The organism is Massilia sp. 01N410, from assembly GCF_056399665.1.
The window spans coordinates 64347-79467 of the sequence record NZ_JBFTRV010000024.1 but is presented as its reverse complement, the minus strand read 5'-3'; the positions used below and the strand labels follow the sequence as shown (position 1 = coordinate 79467).

16 protein-coding genes and 2 tRNA genes are annotated in these 15121 nt (G+C 65.5%); 8 read left to right on the top strand and 10 right to left on the bottom strand.

Annotated elements, in window-relative coordinates; translation table 11 throughout:
- Positions 1–54: 54 nt before the first annotated feature.
- The 3 genes from AC1DOP_RS24090 (at position 55) to AC1DOP_RS24080 (ending at position 3378) form a co-directional block, all read left to right on the top strand.
- Entirely contained in the window at positions 55–1563 is a 1509-nt protein-coding gene (locus AC1DOP_RS24090) for a sensor histidine kinase (RefSeq protein ID WP_477253789.1), read from the top strand.
- Between the two features lie 3 nt (positions 1564–1566).
- Positions 1567–2313: a LytR/AlgR family response regulator transcription factor gene (locus tag AC1DOP_RS24085; RefSeq protein WP_477253787.1), complete on the top strand. Its 747-nt coding sequence runs from the start codon at positions 1567–1569 to the stop codon at positions 2311–2313.
- A gap of 129 nt (positions 2314–2442) precedes the next feature.
- Positions 2443–3378, top strand: a complete 936-nt coding sequence (locus tag AC1DOP_RS24080; protein ID WP_477253785.1) for a DUF4189 domain-containing protein — start codon at positions 2443–2445, stop codon at positions 3376–3378.
- A gap of 14 nt (positions 3379–3392) precedes the next feature.
- On the opposite strand, the gene AC1DOP_RS24075 is transcribed toward AC1DOP_RS24080, so the two are convergent.
- Entirely contained in the window at positions 3393–4007 is a 615-nt protein-coding gene (locus tag AC1DOP_RS24075) for a peptidoglycan recognition protein family protein (RefSeq protein WP_477253783.1), read from the bottom strand.
- 70 nt (positions 4008–4077) lie between these two features.
- On the opposite strand from AC1DOP_RS24075, the gene AC1DOP_RS24070 reads away from it, so the two are divergent.
- Genes AC1DOP_RS24070 through AC1DOP_RS24060 form a run of 3 tightly spaced genes read left to right on the top strand, consistent with a single transcriptional unit; the run spans position 4078 to position 5947 of the window.
- Positions 4078–4506 (top strand): CoA-binding protein, encoded by a 429-nt coding sequence (locus AC1DOP_RS24070; RefSeq protein WP_477253781.1) that lies wholly within the window; start codon positions 4078–4080, stop codon positions 4504–4506.
- A complete protein-coding gene (locus AC1DOP_RS24065) occupies positions 4503–5324 on the top strand; it encodes a PPK2 family polyphosphate kinase (protein ID WP_442123890.1) in 822 nt (273 codons plus the stop codon). The genes AC1DOP_RS24070 and AC1DOP_RS24065 overlap by 4 nt, the downstream gene beginning before the upstream one ends.
- Before the next feature lie 32 nt (positions 5325–5356).
- Positions 5357–5947: a glutathione peroxidase gene (locus AC1DOP_RS24060; RefSeq protein ID WP_442123889.1), complete on the top strand. Its 591-nt coding sequence runs from the start codon at positions 5357–5359 to the stop codon at positions 5945–5947.
- A 7-nt stretch (positions 5948–5954) separates the two neighbouring features.
- Here AC1DOP_RS24060 and AC1DOP_RS24055 read toward each other — a convergent pair whose 3' ends face one another.
- The 4 genes from AC1DOP_RS24055 to AC1DOP_RS24040 are packed head-to-tail and all read right to left on the bottom strand — an operon-like array spanning position 5955 to position 9882.
- On the bottom strand, positions 5955–6587 hold the full coding sequence (locus AC1DOP_RS24055; protein WP_477253778.1) for a DUF6058 family natural product biosynthesis protein: 633 nt from the start codon (positions 6585–6587) through the stop codon (positions 5955–5957).
- Positions 6588–6627: 40 nt separating this feature from the next.
- Positions 6628–8478 carry a chorismate-binding protein gene (locus AC1DOP_RS24050; RefSeq protein ID WP_477253776.1) on the bottom strand — a complete coding sequence of 617 codons (1851 nt, stop codon included), beginning with the start codon at positions 8476–8478 and terminating at the stop codon, positions 6628–6630.
- A 13-nt stretch (positions 8479–8491) separates the two neighbouring features.
- Positions 8492–9070: a nucleoid occlusion factor SlmA gene (gene slmA / locus AC1DOP_RS24045; protein WP_442123886.1), complete on the bottom strand. Its 579-nt coding sequence runs from the start codon at positions 9068–9070 to the stop codon at positions 8492–8494.
- A 32-nt stretch (positions 9071–9102) separates the two neighbouring features.
- Complete coding sequence (locus AC1DOP_RS24040) at positions 9103–9882, bottom strand: pyrimidine 5'-nucleotidase (RefSeq protein ID WP_442123885.1); 780 nt, start codon at positions 9880–9882, stop codon at positions 9103–9105.
- A gap of 82 nt (positions 9883–9964) precedes the next feature.
- Between AC1DOP_RS24040 and AC1DOP_RS24035 the strand changes: the two genes are divergently transcribed.
- A complete protein-coding gene (locus AC1DOP_RS24035) occupies positions 9965–10888 on the top strand; it encodes a TraB/GumN family protein (protein WP_477253773.1) in 924 nt (307 codons plus the stop codon).
- Between the two features lie 32 nt (positions 10889–10920).
- Here the strand turns inward: AC1DOP_RS24035 and AC1DOP_RS24030 are convergent.
- From AC1DOP_RS24030 to argB, 4 genes are all read right to left on the bottom strand, one after another.
- A protein-coding gene (locus AC1DOP_RS24030; RefSeq protein ID WP_477253771.1) for an IS3 family transposase occupies positions 10921–12182 on the bottom strand; the annotation gives its coding sequence in 2 pieces (ribosomal slippage) (positions 10921–11835 and positions 11838–12182; 1260 coding nt in all).
- 244 nt (positions 12183–12426) lie between these two features.
- Positions 12427–12503 (bottom strand) — tRNA-Asp (locus AC1DOP_RS24025).
- A gap of 3 nt (positions 12504–12506) precedes the next feature.
- Positions 12507–12581: transfer RNA gene (locus AC1DOP_RS24020), tRNA-Thr, on the bottom strand.
- 42 nt (positions 12582–12623) lie between these two features.
- On the bottom strand, positions 12624–13553 hold the full coding sequence (gene argB / locus AC1DOP_RS24015) for an acetylglutamate kinase (protein WP_197416498.1): 930 nt from the start codon (positions 13551–13553) through the stop codon (positions 12624–12626).
- A 108-nt stretch (positions 13554–13661) separates the two neighbouring features.
- On the opposite strand from argB, the gene AC1DOP_RS24010 reads away from it, so the two are divergent.
- On the top strand, positions 13662–13871 hold the full coding sequence (locus AC1DOP_RS24010) for a cysteine-rich CWC family protein (protein ID WP_477253768.1): 210 nt from the start codon (positions 13662–13664) through the stop codon (positions 13869–13871).
- 11 nt (positions 13872–13882) lie between these two features.
- Here AC1DOP_RS24010 and AC1DOP_RS24005 read toward each other — a convergent pair whose 3' ends face one another.
- Positions 13883–14986, bottom strand: a complete 1104-nt coding sequence (locus AC1DOP_RS24005; RefSeq protein WP_442123881.1) for an extracellular catalytic domain type 1 short-chain-length polyhydroxyalkanoate depolymerase — start codon at positions 14984–14986, stop codon at positions 13883–13885.
- Positions 14987–15121: the final 135 nt, after the last annotated feature.

Below are 15121 nucleotides of genomic sequence, written 5' to 3'. Positions count from 1 at the left end.
CCCTACGTCGCATCGAAGTGGAAGATAATGTTGCTGCATGCAAATATAGCTTCCATGTCCTCTTCCAAATCCCTTCCGCTCTTCCGGCTCCGCGGCAATACCGCAGTCACCCTTCGCAACGTCGGCCTTCTCACCGCATGGTCGCTGATCGTGGTGGTGGTATGGGGCATGATCATTCTCAGCCTGCGCAGCCTGTCTCCCATCGTCGCCGTACTCGGCTTCGTGCTGGTGCAGGCCGCGTATTTCGCCTTCGCCGTGCGTCTGGGGCGGCCGGCGCCCGCACGGACGGTCTGCCGTTATGCGGCTGCCCTGCAGCTGCAGGCCTTCATCGAGCACACGGCCTTCTGGCTGGTGGCGATCCTGACGCTGCTTGCGATCATCTTCATGAACAGCGATGTCGAGACGGAGGCCCGGATACGCCAGGCCGTCACCGCGCCCGACGCCCTGCAAGGCATGCTGGGCTATCTCGTGACCCTGCCGGCGCTGGCGCTGCTGACCGGCGTATGGCGCCTGCATCATCTCGGCTACACCACCGGCGCGCTGGCCGGTGTCGCCGACGGCAGCCTGCTGCGCAAGTCGGTCCGCCTGGCCGGCGACGCCAGCGAAGTCCACGATACGCTGGTACGCCGGCTGGAGCGCCTGATGGACAGCAGCACCCCCGGCCTCGATCGCCCGCTGACCGGAGGGCTTCCGCGCCTGGTCGCAGTGCGGGAAGCGAACGCGCTGCGCTACGAGCTCATATGGCCGAACTGCAGCCCGAACAAGCTGATGGTCTCGCTCCGCACCGGCGACGACGCGGTGCCGGAAGTGGAGGTGGTGTGCCGGCTGCGCGACGGCATCTATCGCTTCTACCTCTTCGCGCCGCCGGCCGACGCCGTGGCCCAGATGCAGTACATCGAAGCCCACCTGCTGCAGCCCCTGCGCGCCGAGCTCTCGATGCTGTCCGCCGAACGCCAGCGCGACGCCCTGCGCGAGCAGGCGGTGGAGGCCCAGCTGCGCATCCTGCAGGCCCAGATCGAACCCCATTTCCTGTTCAATTCCCTGGCCAACGTGCGCCACCTGTACCGCGAGGATGTCGGCGCGGGCGAGCACATGCTCGATCACCTGATCGCCTACCTGCGCTGCGCGATGGACGACCTGCGGGCCGAGCATTCCAGCGTGCGCAAGGAGATGGACCTGGCGCGCCACTACCTGACGATCATGCAGATCCGGATGGGCGAGCGCCTCGGCTACACCTTCACCGCCACCGACGCGCTGCTCGAGCACCCATTCCCGCCGGCGATGCTGATCTCGCTGGTGGAGAACGCGATCAAGCACGGCCTGGCCGATGCCGAGCGCGGCACGATCTCGCTGGCGGCCGCCGCGGACGACGCCTGCCTGCGCCTGACGGTGGCCGACGACGGCCGCGGCTTCTCGAGCGTCGGCGGCACCGGCGTCGGCCTGTCGAACATCCGCCGCCGCCTGGAAGCCATGTATGGCAACCGCGCCTGGCTGGAAGTCGGCGCGCCGCCATCCGGCGGCTTTGCCGCCACCATCGTCATTCCCCTCGAACCACCTCCGTAATCCATGCCCACAGCCCTGATCGCCGAAGACGAACCTTTATTGCGCGCCGAACTGAAACAGGCGCTGGCCGAACTCTGGCCGGAACTGCACATCGTCGCCGAGACCGCGGACGGCGCCGCGGCCCTGGCGGCGCTGCGCACCCACGCGCCCGACATCGCCTTCCTCGACATCAATATGCCCAAGGCCAGCGGCCTGGACGTGGCGCGCGTGCGGCCGCCCGGCACCGTCATCGTGTTCCTGACCGCCTACCACCAGCATGCCCTGGACGCCTTCGACGTCGGCGCGGTCGACTACCTGGTCAAGCCGCTCAACCGGGGCCGCCTGCTGGAGACGATCGCGCGGCTGCAGCTGCGCCGGCAGCCAACCGTGGCGCCCGCGCCCGCCGCCACCACCGATGCGCCCGCGGCGGCAGCGGCGCCGCGCTACCTGTCCTGGATCCAGGCCTCGGTCGGCAGCATCCTGCGTGTGATCACCACCGATGAAGTGATCTTCTTCCAGTCCGAAGCCAAGTACACCAAGGTCGTCACGCCGCAGACCGAGGCGCTGATCCGCATTCCCGTAAAAGACCTCGTGGAGCAGCTCGACCCGCAGGAATTCATCCAGGTCAGCCGCGGCGCCATCGTCAACCGGCGCCGGATCGATGCCGTCCACCGCCGCGAGGGCCAGATGCAGGTGCATTTGCGGGGCCGTGCCGAGGTGCTGAGCGTGAGCTCCGGCTACCAGGGCCAGGACGCCTTCCGCCAGATGTAGCGCCGCCGAATTCCCGGGAAAGCCGTATCCATTCCCGGGAATGCCGTGTTCGTCGCAAGCCTACTGGTGCCGGAAGTTGTCGGTTGGCAATATGCGGATGTCATCAAAACCAACCGACGAGAGCACACAATGAACTTCCCGCAGCTTATCCGTTCCTCCCTGTTTGCCGCCCTGCTGGGTGGCGCCGCCTCCACGGCCTTCGGCGCCGCCGCCGTGGCCGTCGGCGACGACAACTACACATATACCGTGACCAACGCCGCCAGCCTCGACGAAGCCAAGGCGGAAGCCCTCGAGGAATGCGGCAAACGCGTCAACAACTGCAGGATCCTGACCAGCCGGACCGTCCCCGGCGCGATCGCCCTGGCCAAGGGCGACGACGGCATGTTCTCGGCCACCGACGATACGCCCGAAAAAGCCCGCGCCCGGGCGATGGCGGATTGCCGCAAGAACTACAAGAACTGCAGGTTCACGGCCCTGTACTGGGAGTCGGGCGGCAGCTGGGGCGCCTGGGCTCATGCCATGGACGAGAAAGGACTGCTGGTCGCGACCCAGTTCAGCTACAACTTCGGCAACGAAGCCGACGCCAGGGCCGATGCCCTCGACGAGTGCGCCAAACAGCAGAAAGGCAAGCCGGTCAGGTGCGAAGTAAAGACCCACTTCGGTGAGTGGGGCTATGCGGTGGCCGAATCCGCAAGCTATGCGTCGGTGCGCATGGAAGCGAGCATGGAGGCCGCGGTTGCCGCCGTCATGGCGAATTGCAAGGAGGGGGCGAAACCCGGCGAAACCTGCAAGCTGACCGTTAAGGCCTTCAACAGGGGCATGAGCAATGCTCCCGCTTCCTTCGACAAGCTGGCCGCCCAGACCGAGGTCGCACGCAAGGCCAAGGCGCCTGCGCGCCAGGTCGCGACCCGCGCCGTCCAGGCCCTGAGCTGCACCAACCGCTGCGTGAACGGCAGCTGCGTACGCACCTTCGCCGATGGCCGCACCGAGAAATGGCAGGCGCCGCGCGTGTTCGACCCCTTCACCAACGACTGGAAGTGGAACACCAGCAGCTGCGGAGGCTGAGGCGCAGCGCGGTCCTAGCGCGTGCCGGGCTGCTCCTGCGCCAGCCGCAACGCCACCTTGTGCCGGAAGTAGCCTTCCTGCACATAGCGGTACAGGTTGGCGCCGGGGCACACGGTCTGTGTTGAAAAATCGCGGTGGCTGGCGATGTGGTCCAGCGGCACATCGTATTTATGCGCCAGCATCGCCATCAGCCGCACCACGGCGTCGAGCTGCTGCCGGTTCGGCTCGACCTCCTCGAAGTTGCCGACCACTTCGATCAGCGCATGCCCTGTCGGATCGTATTCCGTGTTGGTGTCGCCGGCGTAGTCGATCTTGCGGCCCTCGTAGATATTGCCGTCGAGGTCGATGATGTAGTGGTAGGGGATGTCCAGCCAGTGCTTGGTGTTGCGCGACCAGGTCTGCAGCTTGCGCAGGTACTGGCGCGGATCGGTGCCCGGCCTGAACGGCTCGCCCTGGTGGTGCAGGGTGATGTGGGTGATGGTCTGGCGATGCGCCAGCGCCGGGTCGGCCGGGGTGCCGCCCCAGGCGGCGACGGGGACGATGCTGCGCTCGACCTCGGGCAAGGTCTGGGCGAAGGCGGCGGTGGCGGCGAGCAGCAGGGAGAAGGCGAGGGCAGGGCGGATCGTCATTGCGGGTCATGCGCCGGAGCGCGATATAAAGCTGATAAGCTAGGCGCGACAATAACATAGCGAGCCCAGCATGCGAACCATCGAACAGATCCTGAAATCCGCCAAGACCGTTGCCGTGATCGGCATGTCGAACAAACCCGAACGCGCCAGCCACGAAGTGGCCGACTACCTGCAATCCCGGGGCTACGAGATCCTGCCCGTGAATCCGGCCTACGCCGGCCAGCAAATCCTCGGCCGCCCGGTCTACGCCACGCTGCAGGAAGCCGCCGATGCACTGGCGAAGGAGGGCCGCCGCATCGACGTGGTCGACGTCTTCCGCAAGTCCGAGGACGTGCCGCCGGTCGCCAAGGACGCCATCGAGGTGCGCGCCGGCGTGCTGTGGATGCAGCTCGGGATCGAGAACCAGGCCGCGGCCGACCTGGCGCGCGCCGCCGGCCTGGAGGTCGTCATGAACCACTGCATGCTGATCGAGCACCGCAAGCTCGACGCCCAGGCATGAACGCCCGCGAGCGCTTCCGCGCGCCGAAGAAGGTCGAGCTGCGCGACGAGGACGCCGGCCTGACGCCGCTGCGCGAGAAGAACGGCAACGGCGGCGCCAAGCAACGCGAGCGAGCGCTGACTGATGAGCTGATCGGCCAGGTGGCCCGCTTCCAGGAGATGCTGTACGCCAGCCGCAAGCAGAAACTGCTGCTGGTCCTGCAGGGCATGGACACCGCCGGCAAGGACGGCACCACGCGCGCGCTGTTTTCTCAGATCAGCCCCATGGGCATCCAGGCAACCGGTTTCAACGCACCGACCGAGCGCGAGCGGGCCCACGATTTCCTGTGGCGCATCCACGCCCATGTGCCCGGCAACGGTCTGATCGCGGTCTTCAACCGTAGCCACTACGAGGATGTGCTGGTGCCGCGCGTGCTGGGCGACATCGATGGCAAGGAGACCAAGCGCCGCTACGCCCACATACGCGACTTCGAGCGCATGCTGGCGGAATCCGGCACCACCGTGATCAAGATCTTCCTGCATCTGTCGAAGGAGGAGCAGAAGAAGCGGCTGCAGGAACGCCTGGATGACCCGGAAAAGCACTGGAAGTTCGACCCGACCGACTTGGCCGTGCGCTCGCAATGGGACGCTTACCAGCGCGCCTACGAGGATGCGATCGCCGCGACCGACCTCGGCCATGCGCCCTGGTACATCGTGCCGGCCGATTCCAAGACCCACCGCAACCTGATCGTCGCGCATTTGTTGTTGGAGACCATGCAGGCCATGAATCTGTCGTGGCCGGCGCCGAAGGCCGACCTCGCGAAGGTCAAGGTGGAATAGAATGGGATTTTATTAATCCTTTTCTCGCCGCCATGTCCAAGACCATCGCACTGCTGCTCTCCCTCGGCGCCGCCGCCGCCGCCACCGCACCTGTCCAGGCCCAGAACGCCGCCCCCGCGGCGGCGCCCGCGGCGGCCGCGGCATCCTGCCCGGCCGTGCTGAAGCACACCTTCAAGCGCCTGCAGGACGAGGCGCCGCAGGACCTGTGCCAGTACGCCGGCAAGGTGGTGCTGGTGGTGAACACGGCCAGCTACTGTGGTTTCACCCCGCAATACCAGGGCCTGGAAGCCCTGTACGCCAAGTACGCGGCGCGCGGCCTGGTGGTGCTGGGCTTCCCGTCGAACGACTTCAAGCAGGAATCGGAAGACGCCAAGAAGATCGCCGACCTCTGCTACAACACCTATGGCGTGAAATTCCCGATGTTCGCCAGCACCCAGGTGACCGGCGCGAACGCGAATCCGCTGTACGCCGAGCTCATCAAGGCAACCGGCAACCAGCCGAAATGGAACTTCAACAAGTACCTGATCGACCGTAACGGCAAGGTGCTCGAGTACTTCCCGAGCAAGGTGACGCCGCAGGATGCGGCGCTGGTGTCGAAGATCGAGCAGGCGCTGGGCGGCTGAGCCCGCGCTAGCGCAGCCAGGCGGCGCGTACCTCGTCGACGCAGCGCCGGCGCGAACTGCGCGCCACCTCGTGCGGGGCGAAGGGCGCGCTGACGCGGTCGAGCAGGTCGACCGCGGCCGCCAGCTGCCGGCGCTGTTCCTCATCCAGCCCCTGCTGCGCGCCCAACGCCGTCAGTTCGCGGATCAGGACGATGGCCGCCTCCTTGGCCGCGATCTCTTCCGGCAGCCCGGCGCGGGTGCACAGGCCATAAGTACCGTCCAGGAAGTGCCGCCACTCCGACGCGATGTGGGCATCGCCGTTCAATTGGTCAGCGGCCGCGGGCAGGCCGTCGTCGCCGAGCCGCGCCAGCCGGCGCCGGTAGCGCGAGGCGAAGATCGCGTAGGCCTCGCGCGGACCGTCCAGCGCTGCCAGCAGGCCGGCCCAGGCGGGCGCACCTTGCGGGTACCAGTCGATCACGTGCTGCTCGCCGTGCGGGCCGAAGAAGGAATCGCAGGAGAGCTCGACACGCAGGCGGTAGGCGGGCCGCGGCATCATGCCGCGTTCCTGCAGCTCGCCCAGGCGGACGTCGTCGATGCCGCAGCGCGCCAGCAGCTGCCCGCGGGTCAGGAAATGGGTGTTCAGGTAATCGATCAGTTTCATGCCCGCCATGCTAGGGCAGGCGGGCAGGACCATGCTTCGGTCAGCGCCGAATCGTTGCCCGCAACGGTCCGCGTAAAGCATTGCAGACCACGATCTCCTGGGCGCGCTCCAGGGTCTCGCGCGAGATCGGGCATTCGATCGCATTCCAGGCAGGATCGTCCAGCAGCACGGCCCGCATCACGCCGGGCAGCACGCCGGACGACAGCGGCGGCGTGTACCAGCGTTCGCCGACCCGCACGAACACGCTGCTGCGGCCGCCCTCGGCCAGTTCGCCGCGCTCGTTGAAGAACAGGGTGTCGAAGGCGCCTTCGTTTTCGGCCTGCTTCCAGGCGGCGTCGTAGCGGCTGCGGATGGTGGTCTTGTGGCGCGCGAACAGGGCATTGGAGTCGACCGGTTCGCTTGATAACAGCACCTCGACCGGGCCTTCCAGCGGCGTCAGCGGCGCCGTCTGCACGACGACCTCGCCGTCCGGCTGCAGCGCCAGGCGCAGGCGGTGCGGGGTGTGCTCGGGCAGCACGGCGCAGGCGGCGATTGCGCCGGCGCGCGCCAGTTCCTCGGCGAAGGGATAGCCGAAGTAGGCGCTGGAAGCCCGCAGCCGCGCCAGGTGGCGTTCCAGGTGGCGGCAGCCTTCCTCGCGGGTGGCGTACATGGTCTCGAAGATCTGGAAGCCGTTCGGCAGCCCGGTCAGGAAGCCCGCCTTCAGCCGGCACTCGGCATATTCGGCGGTGGGATCGCTGTCGTAGACGATGCCGGCGCCGACCCCGAGTTCGCCGTGGCGAACGCCGTTGTGCTCGGGCTGCAGCACCAGGGTGCGGATCGGCACGGACAGGCAGAAGTCGCCGAAGCGCGCGCCGGCCAGGGCAGCCGAGTGGGCGCCGAAGGCCGGCGGATCGATCCAGCCCAGCGCGCCCGTATAGATGCCGCGCGGGGCCGGCTCCAGCTCGTGGATGATCTCCATGGTGCGGCGCTTCGGTGCGCCGGTGATCGAGCCGCAGGGGTAGAGCGCGTCGAAGATGGCGTCCAGCCCGGTGCCGTCGGCCAGCTGGGCCTGGACGGTCGAGGTCATCTGCAGCACGCTGCTGTAGCGGCGCACCTCGAACAGGGCCGGCACGCCGACGCTGCCGGTGCGCGCGATCCGTCCGAGGTCGTTGCGCAGCAGGTCGACGATCATCAGGTTCTCGGCGCGGTTCTTCGGATCGGCCGCCAGCGCCGAGGAACGCACGGCGTCGATGTCCTGGTCGCCGCTGGCCGGTGCGGTACCTTTCATCGGCCGCGCCAGCAGGCGGCCGGCGTCGTGGCGCACGAACAGTTCCGGCGACAGCGACAGCACCGCACGGCCGTCCGGCAGGGCGATCAGGGCGCCGTAGGGCACCGGCTGGCGCTCGCGCAGGCGCGCGTACAGGGCGAAGATCGAACCGAAGGCGTCGAAGCGGATCCGGTAGGTGTAGTTGACCTGGTAGGTGTCGCCGGCGGCGATGTAGTCGCGGATGCGTCCGATGGCGCGGGTGAAGGCCGCCTCGTCGACGTTGCTGCGCACGTCGGCGATCCCGGCCGGGCCGCCGGCGCCGGCGCGTTCGTCCAGCCAGTTCTTCACTTCGCCCGCCGACAGCAGCTCGACGCCGCGGAACAGCAGTACCTGGGCCAGCGGCGCATCCTGGACCGCGGCCGGCGGCACGATGCCGAGCAGCTGTTCGCCGAGCTCATAGCTCAGCACCGGCACCGCGTACAGGCCGGTCGCCAGCGCTTCCTGCAGGCGCGCCAGCAGCGCCGGCCATTCCTGCACCGTGTGGCAGGCCAGCATACCGGCGTAGTCGCGGTACAGGCGCGAGCGGGAAGGCGGATTACCGTCTGCGCTCGCGTCGTCGAGCAGGGCAAAGATGCCGTCGTCCATTCGGGCTCCCGGGTCAGGCGGCCAGCAGCAGCGACAGTTGCAGGGCGCTGTTTTCCGCCGGGTGCTGGCGGAAGCCGCTCTTGGCAAAGCGGTGCCAGCGTCCGGTCACATAGGACACCAGCAGGCTGGCGCGCGCACCCACGTCTTCCTCGCGGCCGTGGCCCTGGGTGACGGCCACCCGCAGCGCGCCCTTGAACGCCAGTTCGACTTTGTCGTAGAACTGGTTCATGCGCAGTTGCAGGCGTTCGTCCTCGCCCACCAGGGCGTCGCCGATCAGTACCCGGGTCATGCCGGGATTATTCGCCGAGAACAAGAGCAGCATCTGCAGCATCGCATGCGCCTGGGCCACGCCGTCGTCTTCGCGTTCCGTGATCTGGTTGCACACGCCGAAGACGCTGGACTCGATGAACTCGATCAGCCCTTCGAACATTTGCGCCTTGCTGGCGAAGTGACGGTACAGCGCCGCCTCCGATACCGCCAGTTTCGCGGCCAGTGCCGCGGTCGTGATCTTCTCCCCCTTCGGGTGCTCCAGCATGGCCGCCAAGGCCTGGAGGATCTGCAGTTTTCGTTGTCCCGGCTTGGTGCTTGCCATGTTCTCGTGGTGCTCCGTATTCAGGTCGAAATTCAGGTCGATGAGCGCAGCCGGCGCAGGTGCGCCGGCAACTGAACTACGGATTTTACTTTGACATCGACATAGGCGGGTCGTTTTAGCATTTTCGGCAGGGGGGCTTTACCGCTCGGATCGGCGTAGCGCAGGTATTGCGTGACCCAGGCGGTGCGCATGCCGACGCGTTTGGCGTGCTTCAGGTTGACCAGGGTGTCCTCGACCAGCACGCAGCGCTGCGGTGCCAGCCGGTGCTTGCGCAGCAGGCGCCGCAGCATCAAGGTCGACGGCTTCGGCCGCAGCTGGCGGTGCACGTGCATGTCCTCGATCGCGATATGGTGGGCAAAGTGGCGCTGCAGGCCGATATGGCGCAGCACCTCGGTCGAATACGCGGTGGGCGCATTCGTCAGCAGGATCTTGCGGCCGGGCAGGCGCTTCAGCACGCGCGACAGGCCGCGTTCCCAGCGCATCATGTCCTGCAGGGCTTTCAGGTCGTGGGTCTCGCGCAGGAAGTCGGCGGCGTCGACCTGGTGGTGGCGGATCATGCCGAGCAGGGTCGCGCCGTAGCGCTTCCAGTAGCCGAGCCGGGCCGCATTCACCGCTTCCTGGCTGGCCGGCGTGGTGCCGTCGCCGAGCACGCGCGCGATATAGGTGTTCATGTTGGCGCTGATTGCCGGAAAGATCGCGTGGGAAGCGTCGTGCAGGGTGTTGTCGAGGTCAAACAGCCAGACGAGGGAGGAGGGAGTAGGCACGGCAAGCTTTGTAAGAGGAGGCAGCCTTGCATTATATCGACACCGCATGTGCGCATGCGCAGAGGGTCACTGTCGGGCAGTTCGATAATCAAATGACAAGTCCGATTATCCATGCCGACGAGGAGAGCGTATGCCTCCGCTCATGTCCCGCGTTGTCCCCGCCATTGTTTCGCGATCCTTCGCCTTGCTGTTCGGCCTGCTCTGGCTGGCCAGTCCCACGGCGACGGCGGCCGAGCGCGGCGCCCTGTTCCGGATCACGCTGGACGGCCACGAAATGCACCTGTTCGGCACCCTGCACGTCGGCCTGCCCGAGTTCTATCCGCTCGAGCCGCGCATCGCCGAGGCCCTGGACCAGTCGTCCACCCTGGCGCTCGAGATCGATCCCGCGCAGCCGCAGCGCGAACTGCTGCGCGCCCTGCACGAGCACGGCATGCTGGAAGCCGGCAGCGCCGGCTACGAGGGCATGGATCCCGAGCGCCGCGCCCTGCTCGAACGCCTGGTCGCGGAAGGCGGACTCGATCCCGCCAACGCCAGGACTTTCAAGCCGGTGCTGCTGGCAACCCTGCTGGCGATGGCCGAGTACACCAGGCAGGGCTACCGCAGCCAGCTGTCGAGCGAGGCCTGGCTGGCGCGGCAGGCGCGCGCGAAGGGCACCCGCATCCTCGAACTCGAATCCCTGGACCGCCAGCCGTCGCTGCTCGACCGCCTGAGCGAGCCCGAGCGCTGGCGCTTCCTCGACGAGACGATGGGCACGATCGTCTCCGGCGCCCAGCGCCGCGAAGCGCGCGCCATGGTGCAGGCCTGGCGCAGCGCCGACCGCGCCGCCCTCGACGCGATCGCCGCGCGCGGCGATGCGGACGCCAGCGTGTCCGGGAAATTCGTGAACCAGGTGCTGCTCAAGGAACGCAATGCCGGCCTGGCCGGGGGCCTGCTGCACTTGCTGCGTCAGGAAAGGAAGACCTTTGCCGCGGTCGGCGTGCTGCACCTGCTGGGAAAAGGGAGCGTGACGGCGCTGTTGCAGGAGCAGGGCGCGCAGGTGGAGCGGGTTTATTGAAGTGAATGACTAGTCCTGAAATAGGTTGACAGTCAAATGTAGCAAGATTCGCTAGATTCTTGCGCTCTTAAAGACGCCCGATGTACTTCATCGGGCGTTTTGTATTTCAAGGCCAGGTGTGGTCGTTCCTTGTTGTAGATATCGACTGACTGTTCCACCATGCGCCTTGCCTGGTCCAGGTCTCGAGGACGGGCTAGCAGATACTCTGTCTTGAGGATGCCGTTGATCCTTTCAGCCAAGGCGTTCTGGTAGCAGTCGTATCCGTCGGTCATCGAGCACGTCAGGCCATGTTTTTGATGCAGGGCCTGATAGCTGCTTGCACAATGCTGGAGCCCGCGATCGGAGTGATGAATCAACGGTAGACGGCCGTGTCGTGAGCCCAGTGCCATCTTCAAGGCCTTGGCTACCTCCTCGGTTTGCAAGGTGGCGTGGACGTGGTGGCCGACGATCTTGCGGGAGAATGCATCCGTAATCAGGCTCAGGTACACGCATTGCTGCTGTGTGGGGATGTAAGTGATATCGGCGACCCAGAGTTGCTCGGAACGCTGTGCCACCTTGATGGCTGTTGCAGGCTTGAGCAGATTAGGATGCTTGTGAAACCGATGAAAACTGTCAGTCGTCTTGTGGTACGCCTTGGCCCGCGCTACCAGCAGGTGAACGCGCTTCAACGTCGCAAACAAAGCGTCGCGTCCCAGTTTGATGCCAGCAGCTGAAAAGCGATCGTGCAAGAGATAATGCAGCTTTCGCCCACCTATCCGCGGCTGGCGCCGACGCACTTCCCGCACCAACTTCTCGACCTTGCCATCACGCTCCTGCAAGGCCGCTTCGGCACGGATCTGCTGGTAGTACGCCTGTCGGCTTATACCAATGAATTTGCATGCCTTGGCGAGACTCAAGCCCGCTACCTGCCCTTGCTCGATGACTCGCCTGAAGGCTTTTTTGGCAGCTTGACCCCGTACTCTTTCCGGATCACCTCCAGCATCGCCTCAAACAACTGCGCCTTCTGATTGGCATCCTTGAGCTGCGTTTCCAGTTCCTTGATGCGCTGCTCTGGCGTCTGCGGTTTAGCTTGCTTGCTCACGGGATCGCTCCTGCGCTGGTTCGGTCCCTTGAGGCTACCCCAATCCTGGCGCCCATGCTTGCGCAGCCACTTCAGCACTGTCGAACAGCCCTGAATCCCATATCGCTGCTGCGCTTGCTTGTACGTCAGTTCGCCCCTTTCCACCTCATCAACTACAGCAAGTTTAAAGGCCAGGGTGTAGTCGCGTTGTGTACGTTTTACCCTCTCGTCCATGTCGACACTCCTTGAAAGTGTCAATCTATTCCAGGACGGGTCATAAAAAGAAAAAAGGCCCGACAAGTCGGACCTTTTCTCTTCGATTCTGGCGGAGCGGACGGGGCTCGCCCACGTCCCGCGGGCCGCGGAATCGCTTGCAAGCGATTCCCTTCGAGCCCGAAACCGGGTCTCCCGCAGGGGAGACCCTCCTGTAGCTAAAAAGAAAAAAGGCCCGACAAGTCGGACCTTTTCTCTTCGATTCTGGCGGAGCGGACGGGGCTCGAACCCGCGACCCCCGGCGTGACAGGCCGGTATTCTAACCAACTGAACTACCGCTCCAGATGGTGCCCTTGACGTGGATTGAACACGTGGCCTCTCCCTTACCAAGGGAGTGCTCTACCACTGAGCTACAAGGGCATCGTTCTTCCATTTTGCAGCGACTTGAACCGCTGCAAAATTTCAGTGAGACCGGATCATAGTGCCAAAGGCCTGTTCGGTCAAGACTTCCAGCAACAAACTGTGTTCGATGCGCCCGTCGATGATGTGCACGGTATTGACGCCGGACTTGGCGGCGTCCAGTGCCGACGAGATTTTCGGCAGCATGCCGCCGGAAATCGTACCGTCCGCGAACATCTCGTCGATCTCGCGCGCCGACAGGTCGGTGACCAGATTGCCCTGCTTGTCCTGCACACCGGCGATGTTGGTCATCATGATCAGCTTTTCGGCCTTCAGGATTTCCGCGATCTTGCCGGCGACGACGTCGGCATTGATGTTGTAGGCCTGGCCATCCTGGCCGAAGCCGATCGGCGAGATGATCGGAATGAAGGCGTCGTCCTGCAGGGCCTTGACCACGGCTGGATTGATCGCCTCGATTTCGCCGACGAAGCCGATGTCGAGGAATTCGCCCGGCTTTTCCTTGTCCGGCATCGCCATGCGGCGTGCGCGGATCAGGCCGCCGTCCTTGCCGGTCAGGCCGACCGCCTGGCCGCCGTAGTGGTTGATCAGCATGACGATGTCCTGCTGGACTTCGCCGCCCAGCACCCACTCGACCACTTCCATGGTCTCTTCGTCGGTGATGCGCATGCCTTGCACGAAGGTGCCCTGCTTGCCGATCTTTTTCAGGGCGTTGTCGATCTGCGGACCGCCGCCATGCACCACCACCGGGTTCATGCCGACCAGCTTCAGCAGGATGACGTCGCGCGCGAACCCGTGTTTCAGGCGTTCGTCGGTCATCGCGTTGCCACCGTATTTGATGACGATGGTTTTTCCGTGGAAGTTGCGGATATAGGGAAGTGCTTCGGCCAGGATCTGCGCCTTGATCTGCGGCGAGACCGCAGTCAGGTCGTTCTTCTGGTCGTCGCCCGTCATTGTGCTCAGCGTAGCGTTCATTGGGGGTCCAAAAAGAATTTGCGAGATTTTACAGGCAATGGCCCGTCGCAGTGCGCATTATAAAGGCAGCTTGTTGTATTTTCCGGCCCATGCGGCTAAGGTGGGCCCATGAGCATTTGTACACGTTGCGGCGCCGCCTTCGGCTGCGCCATGGTGGACGGCGGCGACGGCCCGTGCTGGTGCACCGCCTTGCCGCCGGTCGTACCGGTTCCCGTCGCGCAATCCGGCGCGGAACAGCCCGTGCCCGGCTGCTGGTGTCCGGCCTGCCTGGACCAGCATATCGCGCAACAGCAACAGGCGTCGTCCGGGAAGGTTTAAGGCCTGCATCGTCAGCGCCGGGTGCGGAAGAAGCGCATCATTTCGCGGCTCGCGTCCGGGCCTTTGCCGTCGGTATAGCTGCCGCGCGCATCGCCGCCCGACCAGGCATGGCCGAAGCCGTGCACCAGCCAGTGTTCCGCATGAATCGTCCCGTCCGGATGACGGTGCACCGTGCGCGTGTAGGCGTGGCCGTCGGGCACCTGGCCCGGCTCGACCGCGACCTGTTCGGCCGCATGGCGCCGCCGGCGCCGGATCAATTCTTCGCCATTCGCCGGGTGCACGGTCGTGTCCTGGTCGCCGTGGAACACGATGATCGGCAGCTCGCGCACCTTGCCGCTTTTCGGACGGCGGAAATCGCCCTTCATGGCGGCCATCGCCGTCGGCAGGTCGTGCGCGGCCGCGAAAGGCAGGCCGGAATGCACGCCCACCGCCGCATACAGCTCCGGATACAGGGTGCCCATGATGGCCGACATCGCGCCGCCGGCCGACAGCCCCGCCACGTACACCTGCTGCGGATCGACGACGTAGCGCGCCATGATGTCGCGCGTCATTCCGGCGATGATGGACGGCTCGCCCTGGTCGCGCTTCTGGTCGATCGCATTGAACCAGTTCCAGCAGCGGTGGGCATTGGCCTGCTGCGACTGGGCCGGATACAGGACCAGGCAATTCCACTCCTCGGCCAGCACGTTCATGCCGGTACCGAGCGCGAAGTCGTCCGGATTCTGGGTGCAGCCGTGCAGCATCACCAGCAGCGGAGACGGCTGGCCGGCATAGGTGCTCGGCACGTAGAGCTTGTAGTCGCGCGTGCCGGCGTCGGCGGTGAACGATCCGTCGATGAAGTGGCCGGGCAGGCCGATCGCGGCCGCGCCGGTGGACAGCGGCGGCACATTGAAGGGATTGACCGACTGGCCGATCCGGCTCAGGTCGGCCAACATGTCGGAGACGGGATCAAAGCTCATCTGGTTCGAGGCCGCTTTCTGTTTTGCCGCCGGGTGCATGCTGGAGGCGGTCTTGATCGATTCGCGCATCACGGTGCGCGCCACGGACGGGCCGCGGCGCATCAGGGAACGGGTCGCGGCGCGCATTTGCGCCAGCAATTTATTACTTAGGGACATCAGCCCTCCTTTGTCGGCGCCATGGCCGGGTTCTCAGTCTTGGTCGGCAAACTTGCATCAACCTTACTGTGCGGGCCAAAGGGTCGAACTCTACGCCCATGAGCTTTCTGGTCAAGCGCGATTCGTCCGGATACG